The following is a 24,197-nucleotide window of genomic DNA, read 5'->3' on the forward strand; positions in this document are numbered from 1 at the left end:
ACCCAGTGCTTATTCGGGCAATAATCCAAGATCCATGCGGATGACAGCGGCGGAATGCGGGCCCGCGGCTGCTGTGCGCCTGCTTATGGCGGCGCACCTGCGCTCGTCAACCGAGAATTTCGAACGGGTCCAAGGCATCGTTGCATGCGCGATGGATCATCCATCCGGCTATCTCTTGTCATTATATCATATTGATATTCCATCGTAAAAGCTTCCCACCCTGATCTAGGGACTAAGGCTTTTGCTTTTGTGGATCGTCCTCAGCGGCCCGGTACGCATGCCTTCGTGTCATCGACAACTCAGGTCCGTGTCATCATCGAGCGCGACGCTTTGAGCAAGCACATCCTATCACTGATGTCGCAGACAAATTGTCTGATGACAGGCCGACAATTTGTCCGCCTTTGGCAAACACGCCGCGCCAAACCATTGATATGTGGTTTGGTTTGATTGGCATGCTCATTGCTTTTGTTCACGAGCACGTGCAACGGAGCCGGCACCTTGGAACAAGGTAAACCTTCGGACCGTTTTTCTTTGCACGTTTTTTTCTTTGCAGGTTTTTCTTTGCAACCAGAGGAGAGCAGCATGAACAGTATGAGCCCCATGGCGGACTGGGATAACCGGATCAAAGGAAACTGGGCGCAGTTCAAAGGCAAGATTAAAGAGCAATGGGGCAAGCTCACTGACAACGATTTCGATGAGATCGATGGCAAACGCGAGTTGCTCGAAGGGAAGCTGCAAAAGCTTTATGGATATCACGAACTGCAGTCAAAAAAGGCTGTCGACGATTGGATCAAGACAGAGTTTGGAGCCCATTGAAGAGTTGGCCTCCCTGAAAAGAATTTGCCCTGCTTCGGCAGGGCATTTTATTTTTAGCTAAGCGGTGTCATTCCTCGCGCCATGCGCTGGATACGCTGATGTGCGGCAGAGTCGCCGACGCGCAAGGTCGCCTGCGCAACAATCTTTGAATTCAATGAACCGGCTCTGACGATGAGGACGTCATGATCGGGACTAACATTTCCCGATTCAATCGATGCAGCAAGACGTAACAACGTCCTTGTGCTCGACGATCGGTACGAGCCATGGACGTCTCGAAAGCGCGCTCCCCGCTCTTCTACGACCACTCACAGCCACGATATGTTCGTATGGCGCGGTCAGCAATTTTGCGGTGAGAGGGCCGATGATGAAGGGCTCGGCCTGTCGGCTTCACACATAATGGAGCGCGCTGCCTTTGTGGGCTGCGATATGGTCAGTTTTGTCGCTTTTGATTTCGTATTGAGGATCCTCTTCGGAAGCGTGATGGGTGTGACCTTTGTAATCAAAGTCGCTGGTGTGAACGGCGATGATCGTGCCCGAAACCAGACCGGCCTCGGAATTCCAGGCCACGTGATCGCCGATCTCGAATCTCTTCGTCATCTCACTTCTCCCAGAAGAACGTCTCTTTTCCAACGTCCTACTCCAACTGCACGGATATGCTTGGCCGTCGATCTGTTGCGGTGACAATTCGAACGGCATGTGCAACTCGACCATGCTTCCACATCGCCGCCGCGGCGACGGCACATGGCTGTAAAATAGGCGTCAAACTCGCCGCTGTTGATATCGCCGAATGGCATGCCGTCGCGCGCGACGACCGCGTTTGGCAGCCTAATCCATGTCCCGGAACGCGTGACCGTCAGCCTTTATCCCTTCAATCACCTCCGGAGGCAGCAGATCCTGCGCGGCGGTGCCATCAAAAACCCAATCTTTCTTATCGGCGAGATCGGGAAGGCTGGCACCCTTTGGCACGTAGAGCCCGATGGCCGGCTTCTTGGCATTGATATAGAGATCATATTCATTCATCTAGCGCTCTCCCTGGATTCAAGCCTGCGCGGCTACTTCGATCACCAAGCAATCGCCACGCCAATCGGCGCATATATAATTTCAATAGACTGACGAATTCCGCCCAAGATGACGGAACATTCTGTCCGCGACTGCGGATGTCCATCGCCTCATGAAGTGGCAACCGACTCCAACAGAAACCTTACTCTACGCCGCCCAGGTGAGTGCGACACTAGCCAACGCGAATACGTCGAGAAATCATCCCAACTTGACAGGTCGGCCGGACGACTCTTCCTCCAGAGTGACGGCGACGTCGGCGTTCGCAGAAAGACGGACCTTGTCGCCTTCAACACCGGCCACAAAACCCATCTCGATGAAATGATGATGTCCCTCGTGGGACCCGAAACTGTCGCTCTTCCTGAGCTTGATACGATTGCCCTCAACGTGATCAACCGTGCCGACGTGAACGCCGTCGGCACCGATGACATCCATGTTGTGCTTGATCCTGTTCGTCATCATGTCGCTCTCCTCTGCTCTTACGTATACGTACTTTTGCGTTCAAACGTCTCCCCCTCTTCCTCATTCATAGCGGCGATGCTCTTGCCATTGAATGTCAAGTCAAACCGCTCTGCCGATATTCGAAGCCGCGCGCGCGGCCGAAGGCGTGAGTGCGGCCTTAGCTCTTCCGGGCAGCAGCCGATCGAGCGCTCTTTGCGTCGAGGCGCTGTTGCAATCGATGGAGATCGATGATCGTGCGCTCATGCGTGCCTTTCCCGATCTCCTCGATTTCGTCGTGCGCGGTCACGTCGAAAACAATGCGTCGCCCGTCGACCTTCGTGACGACGGCAGTCGCGACAACGCGCAATCCAACAGGAGTTGCCGCGAAATGACGAACATCGATCTCGGTGCCGAGCGCCCGCTCCTCTGGCTTCAGATAGCGTGAAATGGCGTTCAGCGCCGCATTCTCCATCACCAGGATCATGATCGGCGTCGCAAGTACATCCGGAAGCGCGGGGTTCTTGACCTGGCTGGCCAGATGTTCCGGCTTCACATCAAGCGTGAAGCTTCCCGTTGTTCCAAGCGGTATGATGGACATCGCTTATAGTGCTTCCTTAAACCAAGCCTCGACATAATCCTAGAGATAATCGTGGAAACCTCTGATGTCATCAGATCGACGGCTGCAATGGCCGATGTAATAAGAATGTTACCGGACATCGTGAAGTTTCTTTCCAAGAGGCGGCGGACAGTTTGTCGAAATGAAACAGACAAATTGTCCATCGCGTCCAGATCAGGATGCCTCGGGTAGCCAGACAGAAAACGTCGTTCCCTTTCCCGGCTCGCTTGCCACGGAGATTTTCCCACCCTGCCGGGTGACGAGCATCTGACTGATCGAGAGGCCAAGCCCCGTGCCCTCCCGCCTCTTTGTTGTAAAGAACGGATCAAAGATTCGTTGCATGACATTGGACGCCATACCCGAACCTGTATCCGCCACTTCGATAACGACGCCAGGGCGCATACCCTCGTCGCGGTCGAACGTGCGCAGGATGAGCCGCCCGCTATCCGGCATCGCGTGAATGGCATTGACTAACAGGTTCACGAGCACCTGCTGAAGTTCGGTCCTGTTCATCATAATAAGGCGCGACGCGCGATATTCCTTTTCAACTGTGATGGTGGTCCTGTTAAGCAAATGCTGGATCAGCGGCAGCGTGTCTGTGATGATAGATGCAGCATCGTATTGCTCGGCAAGCCCGGCATATTCCTGCGGCTTGGCGAACTGAAGCAACCTGGTCACGATTTCGGTTATCCGGCGCAACTGCTCGTCGATAAGCCGAAACTCCGTGCTGGCTGCATCGGCGTTGCTCCCCATCAGGCTGCGGATCACTTCGAGGTTGCCCTGCATGACCGCGATCGGATTATTGATCTCATGGGCTACGCCGGCGGTTATTTCACCAATAGCCGCGAGCTTTTCTGACATGATGAGCTGCTTGGTCGCCTCTTCAAGCTGCCGGTTCGCAAAACGAAGCTCATTCATGCGTTCCTCGACGCGACGATTAAGTTCGTCATTCCATTGACGCAGGCAAGCATCGCGCTCGTGAAGCCGGTCAAGCAGACGGTCGAAGTGAGTTGCAACCTGCCCGATTTCATCTCTATCGTCGACATGCCCGGTTCTGGCATCGAGATCGCCGCGTTCGACCCTGGCGATCGTTCCGGTCATTTGCTCAAGAGGTCTGAAAATTCCCGCGGCCCATCTCAAAAACAACGGAACGGTCGCCGCGACTGCGATCAGGAAGGCAAGCGCAATCTCGAGCAGTGTTTGACGTTTTGCCTCGGTGAAGGGTCTCTGAAGAAATCCCGCGTAGAGCATACCCACTCGACGGTTGTAGCTGTCGAGAATCGGCTCATATCCCGAGATGTACCAGTCGTTGACCACAAAGGCGCTGTCAAACCACGTACCGCCCCGTTCGAGCACGGCCTCCCGAACCGCTGCGGAGACCCGCGTCCCGATCGCGCGTCGGTCCTGGAATAGACGGACATTTGTGCTGACGCGAACATCGTCGAGGAACAGCGTAACAGTACCCTGGCTGCCTCGCGGCAGGCCGGAGCCGTGATAGATGAGATCATTGATCGTATCGACGAAGCCGAGATTCTGGTTCAAAAGAATGCCGCCAACCAACGCGGCGCGGCCTCCGTCCGGCAATGCCAAAGGGCTTGCCGACTGAAGAACCAACCCGCGCATTTCCTCGGTGCGGGCAGTCGGGATGCTGGCGATCGTCGGAACCAGCTTGATACGTGCTCGGTGAGACAACTCGGGCGAAATCGCGGCAAGCTCCGTTGCTTCAAAGACGTCGATGCTGGTCTTTGAGCGCCCCTCAAGCGCCGCACTGATGACCGGCCAATTCCAGCGGATGGAGGGCTGGGCCATCGGATGCGCGCTGGCTTTTACATATCCATCATTGGTAACAACGTAGAGAAAATCAAACCCATGTGTTTGGGCCATTTCTTCGAGAAGATTTCCGAAGGCGTCACTCGCAACGCCCTGCCCGCCCAGCAACTCCTGAAGGCGTGCGGACTTTGTTGCGAAGACGAGTTGTTCATCTATGTTCTCCTCGATGCGCGCCATATACTGATGCGCGATCGTCAAATCGTCGTTGACCTTGGAGATGAGCGCTTCATCAAATTTGATGTTCCAACGATAGATGCTGATCCCGAGCAGCAAAGGCAGAATGACCAGCATCGGCAGTAGCGCGATCGCCAGAAGGCGGTGACGGACCGAGCGCTTAAAGATCGGCAACCGTGAGCCTATCTCTGCCAGCTTGCGCATTTGCGATCGATCGTTTTGCGGGAGATGCCAAGCCGGCGTGCGGCTTCCTCACGATCTCCAGCGGTCTCGCGGAGCACGGACAGGATGTGACGTCGTTCCACCTCGGCCAAATTTTGGCCGCCCCGATCGCTTTCATCGGACGTTCTTCCGAAATCCTCGGGAAAAGCGCCAAGTATCACTGCTCGCTCTATCAGATTGCGCAGCTCCCGGATGTTGCCGGGCCATTCATAGCGCGCGAGCGCGGCTCTCATTCCGGGGTCTATCGGAATGGGCGGCATACCGAGTTGTTGCGCAATTTCGTGCATGAAGAGCGCGGCGAGTTCCTGCACGTCATCGCCGCGGTTGCGCAAGGGAGGCAGGTTGATCTGCATCACGTTGATGCGGAAATAGAGGTCGGCCCTGAAGGTGCCCGCCTCGACGCGCTTTTGCAGGTTGGCATTGGTCGCGAAAACGAAACGAGCATCAAACGGAACTTCACGCTCCGATCCTACCGGACGAACGCGATGGTCTTCCAGCACGCGGAGCAGCTTGCTTTGCAGCACATAGGGCAGTTCGGCGATTTCGTCCAGAAACATGGTGCCGCCCTGGGCATACATGAACAGCCCCTCGCGCGCTCTGCCGGCGCCGGTGAATGCTCCTTTCAAATGGCCAAACAGTTCGCTTTCAATCATGTCCGGAGGGATCGCTCCGCAATTGACCGGCACGAAAAGCTTATCGGCCCGGAGCGAGAGCGAATGAAGCGAGCGAGCGGCGACCTCCTTGCCGGTCCCCGACTCGCCCGTGAAGAGCACCGGGGTTGGCAAAGGCGCCACGCGCGTGATCGTCTCGCGTACTTGTTGAACCGACGCCGACTGGCCGAGCAATTTGTTGCGAAGAAAGACCTGATGCGATGCCGACTTCAGTTCGTGCCGCAGAACATAGTTCTCGCGCTGCAATCGCGTCCGGTCAAGACAGCGCGCCACGGAGTTGAGCAATTGATTGGATCGGAACGGCTTGATAACGAAGTCGACGACCCCGATGCGCAAGGCTTCTATTGCGGTGTCCAGATCGGCATAGGCCGTCATCAGGATTACGTCGGCGAAAAAACCGATCAACCGCTGTTCGGAAAGCCATTCCAGCCCGGTCTTCCCGGGCATTACGTTGTCGAGAATGACGACATCGAAATGTTGCGCATCGAGCTTCCGTGAAGCCTCCTTTGCATTCGCGGCCTCCTCAATCAGCTTGCAACGTGGTCGCAGGATCTTGACCAGAAAGTTGCGCATACCCGGCTCGTCATCGACAACCAGGATCGAAGCCTGAGCGAGCCACGGTCCAAATTCGGGATCAGTCGTGGGTAGAACGACTTCGGGGGCTGGATCCACTGACATTCGAATTTCTCCCGACGCTGGTCGCTATCGCGAAGCCTTTCGGTCCAACCAGTAAGTATGCTTCGTCAGCTCACCTACTTACTTCTGCGAGAGCCACGTCCCGTCGTTGGCGCATCATCGGATGCGCCGCGGTCTTGGCCCAGGAATACGGGCGCCAGATTCTCTTCGACCATGATGCGGGCTGCTTGCGGCGTCTGCTCACTGCCGACGATGTCGAGACGGGTTGCAGCGTCGAAAAGAAGATCGCGCACATCAGCCGGCGAGAGAACATTTTTTTCAATGAGTTTGCGGATCAAAGCCTGGATAATGAGGCTATCCATTTCCCCTCGACCTGGCCGCTCCAACCTTTCGATCATTTTCTCGGTCTCCTGAACCGAAAGCCTCGGTCGCGGCACGCATTCACGCACAGCAATCCACTTAGGCCGATGCTCCACGAATATCCTTGTTCAGTTGCGCGAACGCGCGACGCATCCCGTGAAGCTGATCGACGAGGTGGAGGATCACGTCGATCCCCTCGTTATTGACTCCAAATTCGCGTGTGAGATCCTGAATGAGACGCGCCCGCGCCATGTCTCTCTCGGAAAAACTCATGCCAACAACGGTCTCCTCCGGTATCAGCCATTGCTGCTCGAGCCAGAACTCCAATGTCTGAATCTGGACACCTGACGATGTCAGGAATTGCTCCTTGCTCATGATCATGACGGCGTGCCTCCACGCGGATTGAAGTCTTTACCCTTTGTCCAGTTCGATACAAATGCCTCGAGCTCCGGATCCGGCGATTTCGGCAGAACGACTTTCAGCTTCACAAATTCATCACCGTTCCCGCCACCGCGGCGCGGCGCGCCTTTTCCTTTCAAACGAAGGATCGTTCCCGTGTTCGAGCCTTTTGGTACCGACATCGTCACGTCGCCGGTCGGAGTCGGAACACGAACCTGACTTCCAAGTACGGCTTCGGACAGCGAGATAGGCAGCTCCAACAAGATATCGTCGCCGTCGCGCGTAAAGCGGCGGTCGGGCAAGACTTCTACCTCGATCAGGGCATCGCCAGGTCCACCCTTTCCTCCGCCGGACGCGCCTTTGCCTTTCAGGCGCAGGACTTGTCCGTCGATCAGCCCAGGTGGAATCTTCACCTCAAGCATTCCTCCATCCGGCAGGGTGATAAGCTTGCTTGCGCCGGTGATCGAGTCGACGAAATCGATCGGCAGTCGATAGTGCAGATCTTCGCCGCGCCGGTTCTCGCGAGCCCGTTGTCCGCGCCTCAGGAGTTCGGCAAGGGCATCGTCCGAGTCCATGAAGTCAGCGAAGCCGGAGGTGCTGGCGTAAGGATGTCCGTCGTCGGCGTTCGCGAAGTCCCGATAGAATTGATGTTGCGGTCGTTCCGCGCCCGCCTCGTCAATCTCACCATTGTCGAAACGCTTGCGCTTCTCGGCATCGCTAAGCAGATTATAGGCGGCGGAAACTTCCTTGAACTTCTCTTCGGCGGTCTTATCGCCTGGATTGAGATCTGGATGCAGCTTCTTCGCTAACTTCCGATAAGCCTTCTGGATATCAGTGGCGGAAGCCGATGGAGATACGCCAAGCATGTCGTAAGGATTGCTTGCCATCTAGGGCTCCCGAGAACGGCAGAATACGATTCCGCCCGTTAGATGACATTCTTCGTAAGCGACAGCAGGGCCTGACTGCGGATTGATGCTATTCAACATGCCCCGGATCCACATATTTTGGATAATTCTTTGCTTGCTGAGGCGTCATTCGCGCAAGGTCCCGTCCTCCCGGAACGCCACGCGGCCCAAGCTGGGCACGCGTTATATCATCCTCCGTCAGACGTGGCTTGCCATCATCGAGTTGCCTATTGCCCCCCAACCCGACAGACATTTTCAATTTCAATCTCCCATTAGAAGAAGAAAGAAGCGTCCGGGAAACGATCTTCTGGAGCAAACGCTTTCGTGGCTGCTTCAGGCTCCCATTCTAGCATCCTCTTTGTCCACGAAAACGGGCAACATTTGTAGAAACCTCAGGCACCGTTCGCACGGGAGAACAGGCGAACGGCGCCTGTCTGTCGTCTATCAGCGGCCTGGCTGCAGATCCATTCGCTCAAGCCCCGCCGCGATGATTACTCCGGTCTCGGCCTGTACGCTGATGGGCTGGAGTGCAATGCTGTTGTTCGAACCGCCGAGAAGCACATTGCCGCCGATGCCGACGAGGGCCGCCGCCATGGCGTCGACACCAACGTAAGTCCCGGCAATGTCCCCGTGTCCGGGCTGCGCGATCGGCGCGAACACATTCCAGGCCAGAGCGGTGCTCTCGGTAATGCCGATATCGAGGCCAGCCTTCTGAATTTTAGCGACATAATAGTCTTCAGGCATTCCATTGATGCGCATGACGCACGCGAGATTGGTCACGGCACCCACGATGAAACCAATGCTCGGGCCGCCTTTGCACTCCAGCACACCGACCTGCACCTTTTGCGCCGGCTGCTGAGCTTCTGTCGTCGAAACAAAAGTCGCGAGCATTCCGCCGGCGAAAGCACTGAAAATGATCGAACGTCGTCGCATATAAAGCTCCTGTATAAGTCGCATATAAACTCCCGTGTAAAGTTATGGAAAGCGATCAGGACAATACGGTCCACCTTACTCGATGGACCGGGATCAGTTGAACAACTCAATTCGCCGACGGCGAGCCACGTCAGGCAACGCGGCGCTATTTTGACTTCTTGTCATCGTCGATCTCGGTGAACTCGGCATCGACAACGTTCTCTTCGCCTGTACGAGGCGCGCCAGGTTCGCCCGTAGATCGAGACGCTGTATAGATGGCTTCACCAAGCTTCATCGTTTGCTGCTGCAACGCGCTTTCTTTCGCATTGATCGTAGACGCATCGTCGCCCTTCAGAGCCTCCCGGAGATCGGACATCGCATTCTCGATCGCGCGACGATCGGCGTCCGCAAGCTTTGAACCGTGCTCGGCGACATTTTTCTCTGTGACATGCAAGAGCGCCTCGGCCGAGTTCTTCGCCTCGACAGCTTCTTTCCTCTTCTTGTCCTCGGCGGCATGCACCTCGGCATCCTTGACCATCCGTTCGATGTCGGCCTCGGAGAGGCCGCCGGACGCCTGAATCTGGATGCGTTGCTCCTTGCCTGTCGCCTTATCCTTGGCGGAAACGTTGACGATTCCGTTGGCATCGATGTCGAATGTCACTTCAATCTGTGGCGTTCCGCGAGGCGCCGGGGGGATGCCCATCAGATTGAACTGCCCAAGCATTTTGTTATCTGCAGCCATCTCGCGTTCGCCCTGGAACACGCGAATGGTGACGGCAGTCTGGTTATCTTCCGCAGTCGAGAACACTTGGCTCTTTTTCGCCGGAACTGTCGTGTTCCGTTCGATCAGGCGGCTGAACACGCCACCCAGAGTTTCAATTCCGAGAGACAGCGGAGTCACGTCGAGGAGCAAAACGTCCTTGACGTCGCCTTGCAGGACGCCGGCCTGAATGGCCGCGCCGATGGCAACGACTTCATCGGGGTTGACGCCCTTATGAGGCTCTTTCCCGAAAATCTTCTGCACGACCTCCTGAATGGCGGGCATTCGCGTCATACCGCCGACCAGTACCACCTCATTGATACGCTCAGCAGTGAGGCCGGCGTCCTTGAGGGCATTGAGACAGGGCTCGATGGTCCTCTGAATGAGATCATCGACCAGAGAGACAAGTTTCGCGCGGGTCAGCTTGACCTGGAGATGCTTCGGTCCTGCCGAATCGGCAGTAATGAACGGAAGGTTGATCTCGGTCTGAGTTGCGGTCGACAACTCGATCTTTGCTTTTTCCGCGGCTTCCTTGAGCCGTTGCAAAGCGAGGTTGTCCTTCCTGAGGTCGATCCCCTGCTCTCTCTGAAATTCGTCAGCCAGGTAGTTCACAAGTCGCATATCAAAATCTTCACCGCCAAGGAACGTGTCGCCGTTAGTCGACTTCACCTCGAACACACCGTCACCGATGTCGAGGATTGAAATATCGAAGGTGCCGCCGCCGAGATCGTAGACTGCGATCTTGCTCTGCTTCTTCTTGTCCAACCCATAAGCAAGCGCTGCAGCCGTCGGCTCGTTAATGATACGCAGGACCTCGAGGCCGGCGATCTTTCCGGCATCCTTCGTCGCTTGGCGCTGAGCGTCGTTGAAATAAGCTGGCACCGTAATGACCGCTTGTGTCACCTTTTCTCCAAGGTTCGCTTCGGCTGTTTCTTTCATCTTTTGCAGAATGAATGCCGATATCTGAGAGGGAGAATAGGATTTCCCGTCAGCGTCGATCCAGGCGTCGCCGTTCGCGGCCCTGATAATCTCGTAGGGAACAAGCTTCTTGTCTTTCTCGACCGTCGGATCGTCGTAACGGCGGCCGATCAGCCGTTTCACGGCGAAGATGGTGTTGATCGGGTTAGTGACTGCCTGGCGTCGGGCCGGTTGACCGACAAGGCGTTCGCCATCGCTGGTGAACGCGACAACCGAAGGCGTGGTGCGCATCCCCTCGGCATTTTCGATAATGCGTGAGTTTTTGCCTTCCATCACAGCAACGCACGAGTTCGTCGTGCCAAGGTCGATTCCAATGACTTTTGCCACGTCGCACTCCCGAGCTTGCTTCGTTACTCCGGGACATCGGGCTGACAACCAATGCACCAGTCGGCTCCAGCAGCAGCTCCGATCTCACGTTGTTCTGACGGTCCCGCCACCCGCCTGTATCAAGGTCGGGTCGACCGACGATGCGTATTTCCTCTCAGTCGTCGCCGCCACCGGAGTGCCTGGACGTCTCGAAAGAACCCTCAGCAACGCGCGTGCCATTTCTGTCATGTAATGTTATCAACGGCTTGCGCGCGTTTGGCTCCCCGCGGTGGACAAGTTGTCGGGACGGAGCAGGACAAGTTGTCTTGTGGTCCGACGCGGGGGCGTTTGAATTGCCTCCCTGGTTCAAGCCGGGTTTCCGATGCCTTGTTGCAGGCGTGCGGTTACGCTTTGCGCGAAATCGAAGGATGATCCTCCGGCGGGGCCGCCTTCCTCCTGCAACATCGTCTCGACGATGGCGGTTTCGGCCTTGCTGATCCGCGCTTGCGCAGAAAGGCTTCGCTGTCCAATCGGAAGGAGTTGCTCTCGGTTCAGCTATTTATGGCGAGTGTCAAGACAGATCGCGATAGTCAGCGAGAGACCTGAATCATTCCCACTCGATCGTGCCCGGCGGCTTCGACGTCACATCATAGACAACACGGTTCACGCCATTCACCTCGTTGATGATGCGTGTTGCGGTTTCGCCGAGGAATTTCATGTCGAACGGATAGAAATCAGCGGTCATGCCGTCGGTCGAGGTCACCGCGCGCAGGCCGACGACGTATTCGTAGGTGCGTCCGTCTCCCATCACGCCGACCGTCTTCACCGGCAGCAGCACCGCGAACGCCTGCCAGATCTCGTCGTAGAGCCCCGCTTTTCTGATCTGGTCGATGTAGATGGCGTCGGCCTCACGCAGGATGTCGAGCTTTTCGCGGGTGATCTCGCCGGGGCAACGGATCGCGAGCCCCGGTCCCGGGAACGGATGGCGGCCGACGAAAATCTCCGGCAACCCGAGTTCGCGTCCCAATACACGGACCTCATCCTTGAAAAGCTCGCGCAGCGGTTCGACCAGCTTCATGTTCATGCGGGCCGGAAGTCCGCCGACATTATGGTGCGATTTGATCGTCACCGACGGGCCGCCGGTGAACGACACGCTCTCAATCACATCGGGATAGAGCGTGCCCTGCGCCAGGAATTCCGCCGATCCTTTTCCCAACGCTGCGATCTTTTTGGCCTCGGCCTCGAACACGTCGATGAACAGACGCCCGATGGTCTTGCGCTTCGCTTCAGGGTCGATAACGCCGGCAAGATCTCCCAAAAATTGCTTCGACGCATCAACATGAACCAGCGGAATGTTATAGTGATGGCGGAACAGGTCCACCACTGTCTTGCCCTCGTCCTTGCGTAGCATGCCGTGATCGACAAACACGCAAGTAAGCTGGTCGCCGATCGCCTCGTGGATCAGGATCGCCGCCACCGATGAATCGACGCCGCCGGACAGACCGCAGATCACGCGGCCCTTGCCGACCTGAGCGCGTATCTTCTCGATCGCCTCCTCGCGAAACGCGCGCATGGTCCAGTCGCCGGTGAGCCCCGCGACCTTGCGAACGAAATTGCGGATCAGTTTCGCGCCGTCGGGAGTGTGCACCACCTCGGGGTGGAACTGCATCGCATAGAATTTGCGCTTATCGTCGGCGATGACCGAAATCGGCGAGCCCGGCGCCTTCGCCACCGCACGGAAGCCTTCGGGCAGTTTGGTGACGCGGTCGCCGTGACTCATCCAGACGTCGTATCTGCCGCCCTTTTCCCATACGCCATCAAACAGCGCGCAAGGTTCAGTGACCTCGATGGCCGCACGGCCGAACTCGCGATGATGGCCAGCTTCGACGGTGCCGCCGAGCTGCTGCGCCATGGTCTGCTCGCCGTAGCAAATCCCCAGTACCGGCACGCCCGCGGTAAGTACCGACATCGGCGCCGCCGGGGCATTCTGCTCGAGCACGGAAGCGGGCCCGCCCGACAGGATCACCGCCTTCGGCTTCATCTCAAGAAAAGCCGCTTCCGCCTTCTGGAACGGGACGATTTCCGAATAGACGCCCTCCTCGCGCACGCGCCGGGCAATCAGTTGCGTGACCTGGCTGCCGAAATCGATGATCAAAATCTTGTCGTGCGCGGAGGTCGCGCCGGCGGCGGGGCCGGATGCTGACGCGGAAGCTTTGCTGGAGGCTGTCATGGCGAGGAATTACGCGACCGGCATCGGCGTCGCAACGAGAAAGGATGGAAGCCCACACGTTCACCTCTCCCCTCGGGGCGGAAGGAACACCTATCCTCGCCGCAAGACGCTGACAAAGAAACCGTCCGTTCCGGTCCGACGCGGCGTCATCAAAAGCCCTTCGTCAGAGAGGTAAACCGCAGCGAGAAAGTCGTCCGTCCTGTCCCACAGCACGGCAGCGGTCTGCGAAGGCGGCGTTACCCTGAAATCTGGATGCCGGCCGATAAACTTCCGGATTTGCTTGCCATTTTCCTGCGGCAGCACCGAGCAAGTGATATAGGCGACGCGACCGCCCGGTTTGACCAAACCGGCAGCACGGTCAAGTACTTCCGCCTGGTCGTTCAAACGGACCTCGAGCGCGCCCGGCCGCATCCGCCATTTCGCGTCCGGATTGCGCCGCCAGGTGCCGGTCCCGGTGCAGGGCGCATCGATCAGCACGAGATCGGCTGACGCCTTGATGTCGGACAGCGGATCATCCTCCCCCTTTGGGGAGCGGACTTCCGCGTTATGAACCCCGGCGCGGGACAGCCGTTCGTGGATCGGCGCGAGCTGCCGCTTATCGCGATCGGTCGCAATGAGGCGGCCCCTGCCCTGCATCATGGCTCCCAGCGCCAGGGTCTTGCCGCCGGCCCCGGCGCAAAGGTCGATCACCTGCTCGCCGGGTTTCGCGCCGGACAACAGCGCCGCCAGTTGCGAGCCCTCGTCCTGCACCTCGACGGCCCCCTTGATGAAATCCTCCTCCGCATGGATGCCGGGATTGCGGGCATCGGCGCCCAGCGCAATCCGCAAGCCCAGCGACGACCACGGCGTCGCCGTCGCGCCGAGATGTCGAAGCGAGGCCAGCACCTTCTCGCGTTTGGCCTTCAGCGTATTGACGCGCAGGTCGAGCGGCGCGCGGCTCGCCATCGCCGCGGCTTCCGCCGCACGGTCATCGCCGAAGATCTCCGTAAGATGCGGATCGAGCCATTCCGGATAATCCCCGGCGATATGCGCAGGCGCATCCGCGACGCTGCGCGAGGCCAGCGCCGCGCGTTCACCTTCGGAGAGCGCCTCAGGCGCGAAGCGGCCGCCGTCGCACAGCGCCGCGATCGCATCGATGTCCAGTCCCCGTTCCAGTCTCAGCATTCCGAGCAAACGCGCGCGCGGCGTGGCGTCGTCCATGATCCAGGCGCCGGAGGCCTGACGGCGCAGCGCGTCATAGACCAGCCCCGAAATCGCGGCGCGGTCGCCCGAGCCGGCGAAGCGGTGCGCGGTGCCCCATTCCTTCAGCGCCTTCGCAGCCGGCACCCGTTGGCTGTCGATAGCCTCGATCACTTCAATGGCGGCGGAGAGCCGCGCGGCTGGCGTCATGGCTGACTTTCGATTGGAGTCGCGGCGCTTACACGAGCAGGATGCGCAGCGCGAAATAAATCCACATCGCCATCAGCACCACCACTCCCGCGAACCACGCCATTCCCCGCTGCGGGACGTTGTTCGATGTCACAAAGATGCCGGCATGGACGAACCGTGTGAGGACAAATACCCACGACAGCACAACGATGACAAGGTCGGCGTGACGCAGCGGCAACGCCAGCGCGATCAGGACATAAAACAGCACCGGCACTTCGAACTGGTTGCTGAAGCAGTTCGCGATCTGGGTGGCGCGCACCGACCAGTTCGGTTCGCGAAGCGCGATGTCCTTGAACCGAGTCTCGCCGGACCTCAAAGACCGCGTCCGCGCGACCGCCATCCCCAACAACAACGCGAACGCGAGCCCGATAAGCACGAACACCGGCAGCAGCACCATTTGAACAGACATTTTTTAGCCCCGTTCCCGGCGCGGACAGAACGTTTCAAGCCGCGATCCTGGCCAGCACCTTGTCGAAAGCCGCCGCTGCGCTCTCGAGATCATCGAACACGAGGCCACCGTCGGCGGACTGCTTCTGGCCGTGGTTGTCGCGGATGGCATCGACCGGCTCGCCGCGGTCAAGCATCGACTGCGGCGCGATCACGAAGAACTTGTGTTCCGAAATGTCCCGATCCTTCGGCAGGAATACGCCGAGTGAAACGATATCGTTGCCTCGCCGATAGGAGATATAGCGATCGATGGCAACGAAACCCGCGCGCTGCAGTCCGCCAAGCTTGGCCTGTCCGTCACTGCCGACGAGCTTGTGCGCGCGAAAACCCTTCACGCCCGTCGATTTCGCTTTGGCTGTCTCCTCGGAAAGATCGTATTTCTCCGCCATGCGCCGGCCAACGCTTGCAAGCTGCGCCGACATATCGCGCTCGAAATCCTTCAATTCGGTGCGTGGCTTCGCGGCCTTGCGCGGCTTCAACGCGTCCCGCTTGTCCAGTTCCGCCTGGCATCGCGCGATGAGATCATCGACCGATTTCCGTTCCGCATTGGCAAGCAGGTTTTTCAGGTCGGAGTCCGAAAGCGCTGCTATCCTGTCATCCGTCCAATCGATCATGTTTTACAAATTCTCTGCTGAATGGAACCGTGATGTCATTCCGGGAAAACGCATCCTGCCCCAAAGGCAGGGTTGCACAGGACGGACAGTAACGCGTTTTCGCGCCGCCGTGCGGCTCAATTTAGGCATCCGTCGTCAGGCGACGCCGGGATAGTTCGGGCTTTCCCGCGTGATCGTGACATCGTGGACATGGCTTTCGCGCAAACCCGCGCCGGTGATGCGGACGAAACGCGCCTTGTCGTGGAATTCGGGGATCGTTCGCGCGCCGACATAGCCCATGGCCGCGCGCAAGCCGCCGGCGAGCTGATGCATGACGTTGCCGACCGGTCCCTTGTAGGGAACCTGCCCTTCGATTCCCTCGGGCACGAGTTTCAGCGTATCCTTGATGTCCTGCTGGAAATAGCGGTCGGCCGAGCCGCGCGACATCGCGCCGACCGAACCCATGCCGCGATACGCCTTATATGAACGTCCCTGCCACAGATACACCTCGCCCGGCGTTTCGTCGGTGCCCGCCAGCAGCGAACCGACCATGACGATTTCCGCACCGGCGGCGAGCGCCTTGGCGAGATCGCCGGAATACTTGATGCCGCCGTCGGCGATGACAGGCACGTCGGACTTCCTCGCGGCATCGACCGCATCCATGATGGCGGTGAGCTGCGGCACCCCGACGCCGGCCACGATGCGGGTGGTGCAGATCGAACCCGGGCCGATGCCGACCTTGATGGCGTCGGCGCCGGAATCGATCAGCGCCTGCGCGCCTTCCGTGGTGGCGATGTTGCCGGCGATGACCTGGACCGCATTCGACAGCCGCTTGATGCGATTGACTGCATCCAGCACGCGGCTGGAATGACCGTGCGCGGTATCCACCACGATCAGATCGACGCCCGCGTCGATCAGACGCTCGGTGCGCTCGAAGCCGCCTTCGCCCACAGTGGTCGCCGCCGCGACGCGCAGCCGCCCCTGCGCATCCTTGCAGGCCAGCGGATGCGCCACCGCCTTTTCCATGTCCTTGACGGTGATGAGCCCTACGCAGCGATATTGGTCGTCGACAACCAGCAGTTTCTCGATACGGTGCTTGTGCAGCATCCGCTTGGCTTCTTCCTGGCTGACGCCCTCGCGCACCGTCACGAGATTTTCATGCGTCATCAGTTCGGAAACTTTCTGGCGCGGATCGGTGGCGAAGCGAACGTCGCGGTTGGTCAGAATGCCGACGAGCTTGCCCGGCGCGGTGGCGCTGCCGCCGGTCACCACCGGAATGCCGGAGAAGCCGTGATCGGTCATCAGCGCTAGCGCATCGGACAGCATCGCGTCAGGGGCGATGGTCAGCGGATTTACCACCATGCCGGACTCGAATTTCTTCACCTGCCGCACCTGCGCGGCCTGTCCCTCGGCATCGAAGTTGCGGTGGATGACGCCGAGGCCGCCGGCCTGCGCCATGGCGATCGCCATGCGCGCTTCGGTGACCGTATCCATGGCGGACGCCATGATCGGGATATTGAGCGGAATGTCGCGGGTCACGCGAGAGCGGATATCGGCCTCGGAAGGCAGGATGTCGGATGCGCCGGGCTTCAGCAGCACGTCGTCGAAAGTGTATGCTTCCTTGATATCCTGAAATCCGTTTGCACGCGCCATCGCCAACTCCATTGAGCGGCATGGTCGCCGCGAAACCTGTCAGGATGGAATTGGCCGGCCAGCGACGCCTTGGCGTCGCCGTCGAATCGAGTTCCATCGGCTGGGTTGGCGGTGGTCGATAGCACGGCAGCCTCGGGAATCAAAGCGTTTGGCAGCCGTGCAGGAGGTTTTCCCGGGAACGGTCAGCGCGGAAAGCCGGGCGGCGGCCCGTGCTCCCGGATCGCATCGACCACCTCGCGGTGCCGGCGGTCCTCCCGTTTCATGTGGACCGCGATCAGGGCGTGGGCGGACGGCACCAGGAGCAGGATATGGAAAACCAGCCCGAAAATCGCGCAAAACACGATCAGGATCACGTTCAGGATGGCCGAGAACGGCTGCCCGTTGAACAACAGCCCGATCGGCGGCAGCAAGGCGGCAAGCACGTAGATCATGGTTTGGCCTCCCAAAACTCCACCAAGGATTTAGGAAGGCCGGCCCGCTGCGCAATAGGCGCTGGCTCCAATCGATGCTACAGCCCCGCTCCCGGTCTCGATCTACCTGCTCGGCTGAGCCCGCATGACCAAGGAACGCCTGATCCCGCTGATCGTCGCCGCCGCGCTGTTCATGGAAAACATGGATTCGACGGTGATCGCGACCTCGCTTCCCGCGATCGCCGCCGACATCGGCACCAGCCCGCTGACGCTGAAGCTCGCGATCACCTCATATCTGTTGTCGCTCGCGATCTTCATTCCGGCGAGCGGCTGGACCGCGGACCGGTTCGGCGCGCGTAACGTCTTCAGCGTCGCGATCGCCGTCTTCATGATCGGCTCGATCGGCTGCGCGGTGTCGTCATCGGTGACGGATTTCGTGATCGCGCGGACCCTGCAAGGTTTGGGCGGCGCGATGATGACGCCGGTCGGCCGCCTGGTGCTGCTGCGATCGATCGACAAGAGCGTGCTCGTCAGCGCGATGGCGTGGGTGACCGTGCCCGCCTTGGTCGGGCCGGTGGTCGGGCCGCCGCTCGGCGGTTTCATCACCACCTATTTCTCGTGGCACTGGATCTTCCTGATCAACATCCCGGTCGGCCTCATCGGCATCGTGCTGGCGCAGCGCTATATCGATCCGATCCGCAGCGAGAAGCCTGAACGCTTCGATCTCTACGGCATGGTGCTGGCCGGCGTCGGGGTCGGAGGCATCGCCTTCGGCCTCTCCGTCGCCGGCCTCAACCTGCTGCCAGGGACAGTTGTGATCGCGCTGATCGGCCTCGGGTCGATCTCGATGACGCTTTATGTATTACATGCCCGGCGCACCGACTCTCCGGTGCTCGATCTGACGCTGCTGCGGCTGACGACGCTGCGCGCCAGCATCTATGGCGGCTTCCTGTTCCGCCTCGGCGTCGGCGCGCTGCCGTTCCTGCTGCCGCTTCTGATGCAGATCGGCTTCGGCCTGTCACCGTTCAGTTCGGGACTCGTGACATTTTCTTCGGCCGTCGGCGCCATGGGTATGAAGACGCTCGCCGCCCGCATCATCCGTACCTTCGGCTTCCGCAACATCATGACCGTCAACGCGGTCGTCAGTTCGGCCTTCCTCGCGGCCTGCGCACTGTTCACCGTCACCACGCCGCTGCTACTCATCATGATCATTCTCGTTGTCGGCGGCTTCTTCCGTTCGCTGCAGTTCACCGCGATCAATACGCTGGCCTATGCCGACGTCGAGCCGGAACGGATGAGTCGCGCAACCACACTGGTCAGCGTCAATCAACAACTGGCGATTTCGGCGGGCGTCGCGCTCGGCGCCTTCTCGGTGGAAACGACAATGTCGTATCATCACAGCACGGAGCTGACGGCAGCGGATTTCGGCCCCGGATTTCTGGTGGTCTCGTTGCTGGCAGCGATGTCGTCCTATTACTTCTTCCGGATGCCCGCCGATGCCGGCCATCAGGTCTCGGGCCGACGCATGGTGGTGATCTCCGATCCCACCCGCGAATCCGAGGCCGAGGAGGAAGCCGCCCGCGAGACCGTCACCGCACGGGATCAGAAGCTGAGTTGAAGCCTGCGAGGCAATTGGTTAGCCGTGCCTCATGCGTCGGCCGGCCTGCGAAATCCCGTCGCCATCACATAGCGCTCCGACGAATCCTGCCGGCTCGCCGCAGGCTTCACGTGGCGCACCGTCTGATAATCGCGCTTGAGCTGCGCCAGCAGATCGGCATCCGCCCCGCTCTGAAATACCTTCGCGATGAACGTTCCGCCGGGACGCAATACGTCTGCCGCGAACGCCGCCGCGCTCTCGACCAGACCAACGATCCGGAGTTGGTCGGTCTTGCGATGGCCGGTGGTATTGGCGGCCATGTCGGACAGCACGACGTCCGCGCCGCCTTCCATCATCGCGATCAGCTTTTCGGGCGCTGCGGCATCGAGAAAGTCGAGCCGGGCGAACGTCACGCCGACGATCTCCGGCATCTCGAGAAGATCGATGGCAATCACCTTGCCCCTGCCGTCGGTGGCGCCGACGCGCCTGGCCGCGACCTGGCTCCAGCCCCCGGGCGCCGCACCGAGATCGACCACCGCCAGACCGGGTTTCAGGAAATGATACTTGTCATCCATCTCGATCAGCTTGTAGGCGGCGCGCGAACGCCAGCCGTCGCGCCTGGCCTGCGCGACATAGGGATCGTTGAGCTGCCGCTCCAGCCAGAGCTTGGACGACAGTTTTCGCTTGCCGCCGGTCTTGACGGTCACGCGCAGCCGGCCGGTGGTGTCTTTCGCCATGTCTAACTGTCTTGCGCGGACTTGATCCGGCATCCATCAAAGAACAAGCCGCACGGGGCATCCATCATACCCTCATGCCCGCACGTGTCGCACCAGTAGCCAGCATCAGTTCTCCAAGGAAGAAGTGGATCGCCGGGGTCATAGGCGAACGAAGTGACGCCGTCTTGTGTATCAATTCAGTTGAATGACGCCGTCCTCACGCATCATCTCAACCAGCATGCCCTCGCGCAGGCCGCGATCCGCCACCCGCAGCCGCGGCAGCGGAAAGGCCCGCCGAATGGCATCCAGGATGGCGCATCCGGCCAGAACCAGATCAGCGCGTTCGACCCCGATACAGCCGTTGGCCACCCGCTTTTGATAATCCATGCCGCACAGCCGCGCGATGGTCTGGGTGATTTCGATATCGTTCATCCAGATTCCATCGACCTTCCGGCGGTCATAGCGCGCAAGGCCGAGATGAAGGCCGCCGAGCGTGGTCACCGTACCCGAGGTGCCGAGAAGGTGCATCCCGTAGAGATTGAAGCCATGCTCGGCTGCGAACGCGCCAAGATTGGCAGTGACCTCCTCTATCATCGCTGTGTAGGAATGCGGCGTGACGTCGTGTCCGCCAAAACGCTCGGCCAGCGTCACGACGCCGATCGGAATCGACATCCATGCCTTGGTGCGCGGTTCGCTGCTTTCGCGGTCGCGTTCGATCCGGACCAGTTCCGTCGAACCGCCGCCGATGTCGAACAGGATCGCGCCGCGGGCTTTCGGATGAATCAGCGGCGAGCAGCCGACCACCGCGAGCGCGGCTTCCGTCTCCCGATCGATCACCTCAAGCTCGATACCGGTCGCGGCGGCGACGCGGCTGCGAAAATTCTCGGAGTTCGACGCCGCCCTGCAGGCTTCCGTCGCGATCAGCCGCAACCGGTCTGCTTTCCTCGCACGCATCTTGTCGCGGCACACGATCAGCGCCGCGATGGCGCGTTCGATCGCCGCCTCGCTGATGCGCCCGGTGGACGAGATGCCTTCTCCCAGCCGGACGATCCGCGAAAACGAGTCGATGACGCGGAAACTCCCGTTTGCCGGGCAGGCGATCAGCAAACGGCAGTTGTTGGTGCCGAGATCGAGCGCGGCGTAAACACCGGACCCGTCGCTCGGCGATTCGCCGAGAGCCTTTGCCATGGTCATGGCTGGTTCCTGCGGACTGCCGCGCGGCTCGGGGTCAGCGCGACACAGCGTATCGTCATTCATGAAATCGTCTTTCCGCGGGGGCAAACGTCAATTCGGAATACTCGCTCAACGAGCAATGCCTTTTCACGGAAAGTTTAGCAGCGCAGCCCGCCAGTGCAACCGGCCTCACCCGTCCTGACAGCCGGCTCCTTCCCCCGCCGGGCGCCCGATAACCTATCGCACTGCAAAAAATCCGGTGTCGCAATATTCCGTGACATGGAGTAACACGCGCTCCCACGATGCTCACAAAGCCCGATGATCCGCCTTTGACCTCCATCCGTATCTACGTCGACGCCGATGCCTGCCCGGTGAAGGACGAGATCTATCGCGTCGCCGCACGTCACGGCTTGCCGGTCAGCGTCGTCGCGGGCGGATATATCCGCGTACCCGACGATCCCCTGATCGAGCGCATCGCCGCCGGCCCCGGCATGGACGCAGCCGACGACTGGATCGCGGCGCGCGCCGGCAAAACCGATATCGTCGTCACCGCGGACATTCCGCTGGCGAGCCGCTGCGTCAAGGCGGGCGCCAGCGTGATCGCGCCGAACGGAAAGCCGTTCACGGAGCAGTCGATCGGCATGACGCTGGCCGTCCGCAACCTGATGACAGACCTGCGCGCCAGCGGCGAGGTCACCGGGGGCCCGCGCTCGTTCCAGCCGCGCGACCGCTCGGCGTTCCTGTCGGCGCTGGACCAGGCCATCCGGCGCATCCAGCGCGCCCATGCGCAGCAGGACTGAGACCATGGCGCCGCCGCTGATCCAGTTGAAGGATATCGCCCTGACGTTCGGCGGCACGCCGTTGCTGGGCGGCGTGGAACTCACGGTATTCGAGTCCGAGCGGCTATGCCTGATCGGCCGCAACGGCTCCGGCAAATCGACGCTGCTGCGGATCGCTGCCGGGCTTGCCGAGCCCGATAGCGGCAGCCGCTTCGTGCAACCGGGCGCCACGGTGCGCTATCTGCCGCAGGAGCCGGATTTCGACGGATTCCAAACCACGCTCGCCTATGTCGAAGCCGGGCTCGGCCCAGGCGACGACCCCTATCAGGCACGTTATCTGGTCGAACAGCTTGGCCTCACCGGCGAGGAAGACCCCGCGCATCTCTCCGGCGGCGAAAGCCGGCGCGCGGCGCTGGCGCGGGTGCTGGCGCCCTCGCCCGACATCCTGCTGCTGGACGAGCCGACCAACCATCTCGATCTCACGACCATCGAATGGCTGGAAAGCGAACTCGGCTCGCGCCGCTGCGCGCTGGTGCTGATCAGCCATGACAGGCGCTTCCTGTCCAACCTCTCGCGCAGCACCGCGTGGCTCGATCGCGGCCATATCCGGCAGATCGACCGCGGCTTTGCGAAATTCGAGGAATGGCGTGACGAGGTGCTGGCCGAGGAAGAGCGCGACCAGCACAAACTCGACCGCAAGATCGTCGCCGAGGAACACTGGCTGCGCTATGGCGTCTCGGGCCGACGCAAGCGCAACGTCAAGCGACTGGCGAGCCTGCATGAACTGCGCCGGCAGCGGCGCGATTATCGCGGCACCGCCGGCAGCGCGACCCTCGCCGCTGCTGAAGCCGACAAATCCGGAAAGCTCGTCATTGAGGCTAAAAATGTCGGCAAGCGTTATGGCGAGCGGAAGATCGTCGACAACTTCTCGATCCGCATCCAGCGCGGCGACCGCATCGGCATCGTCGGCCCCAACGGCGCCGGCAAGACCACATTAATCAACACGCTTACGGGAGCCGATGCGCCCGACAGCGGCACGATCCGGCTCGGCGCCAACATCGAGATGGCGACGCTCGACCAGCACCGCGAAAGTCTCGACCCGAAATCGACGCTGGCGGAAGCGCTGACCGGCGGACGCGGCGACCACGTCATGGTGGGCGGCACGCCAAAGCACGTCGTCAGCTACATGAAGGATTTTCTGTTCGCGCAGGAGCAGATGCGCACGCCGCTCGAGGTGCTGTCCGGCGGCGAGCGCGGCCGGCTGATGCTGGCGCGCGCGCTGGCAAAGCCGTCCAACCTTCTGGTGCTGGACGAGCCGACCAACGACCTCGATCTGGAAACCCTCGACGTGCTGGAAGACATGCTCGGCGACTATGAGGGCACCGTCATCCTGATCAGTCACGACCGCGACTTCCTCGATCGCGTCGTGACCTCGGTCATCGCCCCCGAGGGCGATGGCCGCTGGATCGAATATGCCGGCGGCTACACCGACATGCTGGCGCAACGTGGCGCCGACTTGAACCGCGAGGCACCGCGATCCACGCCGGCATCCGAGGCGGAGCGTCCTGCAAAGGCAGCGCCTACGGCCTCGCCCGACAAACGACGCCTCACCTTCAACGAAAAACACGCGCTGGAGACGCTGCCGAAATCCATCGCGAAACTTCAGGCCGAGATTTCAAAGCAACAGCAGCGCCTGGAAGACCCGAACCTCTACGCGACAGATCGCGCGGCCTTCGACACGATCTCGCTTGCTTTAACCAAAGCGCAGGAAGAATTGCAGCAGGCCGAGGATCGCTGGTTGGAGTTGGAAATGCTGCGGGAGGAGATAGAGGGCGTTTGAGTGTTCGTCAGATCAAGCCGCTTGATTGTTCCCTGTCATGTCGCGATAGCGGATCGCTAATGTTGCGAGAAGAGTGACAGCCTAGTGATAATAAGTTTGAACGGATGGCCTGGCGTTGGGAAGCTTACGGTGGGACTGGAGCTTGCCGATATTCTGGAAGGCAGATTGCTGGATAGCCATACATTATTCAATGTAGCAATTACCCTGACCGATTACCGTAGTTCAGAATACTATGATGTAGCTCGCAGG

23 protein-coding genes are annotated in these 24,197 nt (G+C 60.0%); 4 read left to right on the top strand and 19 right to left on the bottom strand.

Going from position 1 to position 24,197, the window contains the following annotated elements:
* Nucleotides 1-600 precede the first annotated feature (600 nt).
* Complete coding sequence (locus ACS3WB_RS07315) at nucleotides 601-816, top strand: CsbD family protein (protein ID WP_438275072.1); 216 nt, start codon at nucleotides 601-603, stop codon at nucleotides 814-816.
* A 387-nt stretch (nucleotides 817-1,203) separates the two neighbouring features.
* Here the strand turns inward: ACS3WB_RS07315 and ACS3WB_RS07320 are convergent, their stop codons facing one another.
* The 17 genes from ACS3WB_RS07320 to ACS3WB_RS07400 form a co-directional block, all read right to left on the bottom strand.
* Nucleotides 1,204-1,413 carry a DUF2945 domain-containing protein gene (locus ACS3WB_RS07320; protein WP_438274909.1) on the bottom strand — a complete coding sequence of 70 codons (210 nt, stop codon included), beginning with the start codon at nucleotides 1,411-1,413 and terminating at the stop codon, nucleotides 1,204-1,206.
* Nucleotides 1,414-1,641: 228 nt separating this feature from the next.
* Nucleotides 1,642-1,836, bottom strand: a complete 195-nt coding sequence (locus tag ACS3WB_RS07325; protein ID WP_438274910.1) for a hypothetical protein — start codon at nucleotides 1,834-1,836, stop codon at nucleotides 1,642-1,644.
* Between the two features lie 237 nt (nucleotides 1,837-2,073).
* Nucleotides 2,074-2,331, bottom strand: coding sequence for a DUF2171 domain-containing protein (locus ACS3WB_RS07330; protein WP_438275073.1), 258 nt, complete (start codon nucleotides 2,329-2,331; stop codon nucleotides 2,074-2,076).
* 160 nt (nucleotides 2,332-2,491) lie between these two features.
* A complete protein-coding gene (locus ACS3WB_RS07335) occupies nucleotides 2,492-2,911 on the bottom strand; it encodes a thioesterase family protein (RefSeq protein WP_438274911.1) in 420 nt (139 codons plus the stop codon).
* A 192-nt stretch (nucleotides 2,912-3,103) separates the two neighbouring features.
* Entirely contained in the window at nucleotides 3,104-5,137 is a 2,034-nt protein-coding gene (locus ACS3WB_RS07340) for a sensor histidine kinase (RefSeq protein ID WP_438274912.1), read from the bottom strand.
* Nucleotides 5,116-6,504: a sigma-54-dependent transcriptional regulator gene (locus ACS3WB_RS07345; RefSeq protein ID WP_438274913.1), complete on the bottom strand. Its 1,389-nt coding sequence runs from the start codon at nucleotides 6,502-6,504 to the stop codon at nucleotides 5,116-5,118. The genes ACS3WB_RS07340 and ACS3WB_RS07345 overlap by 22 nt, the downstream gene beginning before the upstream one ends.
* Before the next feature lie 74 nt (nucleotides 6,505-6,578).
* Complete coding sequence (locus tag ACS3WB_RS07350) at nucleotides 6,579-6,860, bottom strand: hypothetical protein (RefSeq protein WP_438274914.1); 282 nt, start codon at nucleotides 6,858-6,860, stop codon at nucleotides 6,579-6,581.
* 61 nt (nucleotides 6,861-6,921) lie between these two features.
* Entirely contained in the window at nucleotides 6,922-7,203 is a 282-nt protein-coding gene (locus ACS3WB_RS07355) for a chaperone modulator CbpM (RefSeq protein WP_438274915.1), read from the bottom strand.
* Nucleotides 7,200-8,108, bottom strand: a complete 909-nt coding sequence (locus ACS3WB_RS07360) for a DnaJ C-terminal domain-containing protein (RefSeq protein WP_438274916.1) — start codon at nucleotides 8,106-8,108, stop codon at nucleotides 7,200-7,202. The genes ACS3WB_RS07355 and ACS3WB_RS07360 overlap by 4 nt, the downstream gene beginning before the upstream one ends.
* Nucleotides 8,109-8,570: 462 nt before the next feature.
* Nucleotides 8,571-9,059 (bottom strand): DUF992 domain-containing protein, encoded by a 489-nt coding sequence (locus tag ACS3WB_RS07365; protein WP_438274917.1) that lies wholly within the window; start codon nucleotides 9,057-9,059, stop codon nucleotides 8,571-8,573.
* Between the two features lie 145 nt (nucleotides 9,060-9,204).
* Nucleotides 9,205-11,103: a molecular chaperone DnaK gene (gene dnaK, locus ACS3WB_RS07370; protein WP_438274918.1), complete on the bottom strand. Its 1,899-nt coding sequence runs from the start codon at nucleotides 11,101-11,103 to the stop codon at nucleotides 9,205-9,207.
* A gap of 586 nt (nucleotides 11,104-11,689) precedes the next feature.
* Entirely contained in the window at nucleotides 11,690-13,312 is a 1,623-nt protein-coding gene (gene guaA / locus ACS3WB_RS07375) for a glutamine-hydrolyzing GMP synthase (RefSeq protein ID WP_438274919.1), read from the bottom strand.
* A 90-nt stretch (nucleotides 13,313-13,402) separates the two neighbouring features.
* On the bottom strand, nucleotides 13,403-14,701 hold the full coding sequence (locus ACS3WB_RS07380) for an RsmB/NOP family class I SAM-dependent RNA methyltransferase (protein WP_438274920.1): 1,299 nt from the start codon (nucleotides 14,699-14,701) through the stop codon (nucleotides 13,403-13,405).
* Between the two features lie 28 nt (nucleotides 14,702-14,729).
* Nucleotides 14,730-15,149: an MAPEG family protein gene (locus tag ACS3WB_RS07385; protein ID WP_438274921.1), complete on the bottom strand. Its 420-nt coding sequence runs from the start codon at nucleotides 15,147-15,149 to the stop codon at nucleotides 14,730-14,732.
* A gap of 34 nt (nucleotides 15,150-15,183) precedes the next feature.
* Nucleotides 15,184-15,801 carry a hypothetical protein gene (locus tag ACS3WB_RS07390; RefSeq protein WP_438274922.1) on the bottom strand — a complete coding sequence of 206 codons (618 nt, stop codon included), beginning with the start codon at nucleotides 15,799-15,801 and terminating at the stop codon, nucleotides 15,184-15,186.
* A 135-nt stretch (nucleotides 15,802-15,936) separates the two neighbouring features.
* Nucleotides 15,937-17,433: an IMP dehydrogenase gene (gene guaB / locus ACS3WB_RS07395; RefSeq protein ID WP_438274923.1), complete on the bottom strand. Its 1,497-nt coding sequence runs from the start codon at nucleotides 17,431-17,433 to the stop codon at nucleotides 15,937-15,939.
* A 182-nt stretch (nucleotides 17,434-17,615) separates the two neighbouring features.
* Nucleotides 17,616-17,864 carry a hypothetical protein gene (locus ACS3WB_RS07400; protein WP_292609916.1) on the bottom strand — a complete coding sequence of 83 codons (249 nt, stop codon included), beginning with the start codon at nucleotides 17,862-17,864 and terminating at the stop codon, nucleotides 17,616-17,618.
* 124 nt (nucleotides 17,865-17,988) lie between these two features.
* Between ACS3WB_RS07400 and ACS3WB_RS07405 the strand changes: the two genes are divergently transcribed.
* A complete protein-coding gene (locus tag ACS3WB_RS07405) occupies nucleotides 17,989-19,461 on the top strand; it encodes a DHA2 family efflux MFS transporter permease subunit (RefSeq protein WP_438274924.1) in 1,473 nt (490 codons plus the stop codon).
* Nucleotides 19,462-19,490: 29 nt separating this feature from the next.
* Here ACS3WB_RS07405 and ACS3WB_RS07410 read toward each other — a convergent pair whose 3' ends face one another.
* Together ACS3WB_RS07410 and ACS3WB_RS07415 are read right to left on the bottom strand one after the other, a co-directional pair.
* Entirely contained in the window at nucleotides 19,491-20,177 is a 687-nt protein-coding gene (locus ACS3WB_RS07410) for an RlmE family RNA methyltransferase (RefSeq protein WP_438274925.1), read from the bottom strand.
* Between the two features lie 171 nt (nucleotides 20,178-20,348).
* Nucleotides 20,349-21,413: a Ppx/GppA phosphatase family protein gene (locus tag ACS3WB_RS07415; protein WP_438274926.1), complete on the bottom strand. Its 1,065-nt coding sequence runs from the start codon at nucleotides 21,411-21,413 to the stop codon at nucleotides 20,349-20,351.
* 218 nt (nucleotides 21,414-21,631) lie between these two features.
* On the opposite strand from ACS3WB_RS07415, the gene ACS3WB_RS07420 reads away from it, so the two are divergent.
* Together ACS3WB_RS07420 and ACS3WB_RS07425 are read left to right on the top strand one after the other, a co-directional pair.
* Nucleotides 21,632-22,129 carry a YaiI/YqxD family protein gene (locus tag ACS3WB_RS07420; RefSeq protein ID WP_438274927.1) on the top strand — a complete coding sequence of 166 codons (498 nt, stop codon included), beginning with the start codon at nucleotides 21,632-21,634 and terminating at the stop codon, nucleotides 22,127-22,129.
* A 4-nt stretch (nucleotides 22,130-22,133) separates the two neighbouring features.
* Complete coding sequence (locus tag ACS3WB_RS07425; protein WP_438274928.1) at nucleotides 22,134-23,948, top strand: ABC-F family ATP-binding cassette domain-containing protein; 1,815 nt, start codon at nucleotides 22,134-22,136, stop codon at nucleotides 23,946-23,948.
* Nucleotides 23,949-24,197 lie beyond the last annotated feature (249 nt).

Source organism: Nitrobacter sp. (assembly GCF_051535215.1).
GTDB lineage: Bacteria > Pseudomonadota > Alphaproteobacteria > Rhizobiales > Xanthobacteraceae > Nitrobacter.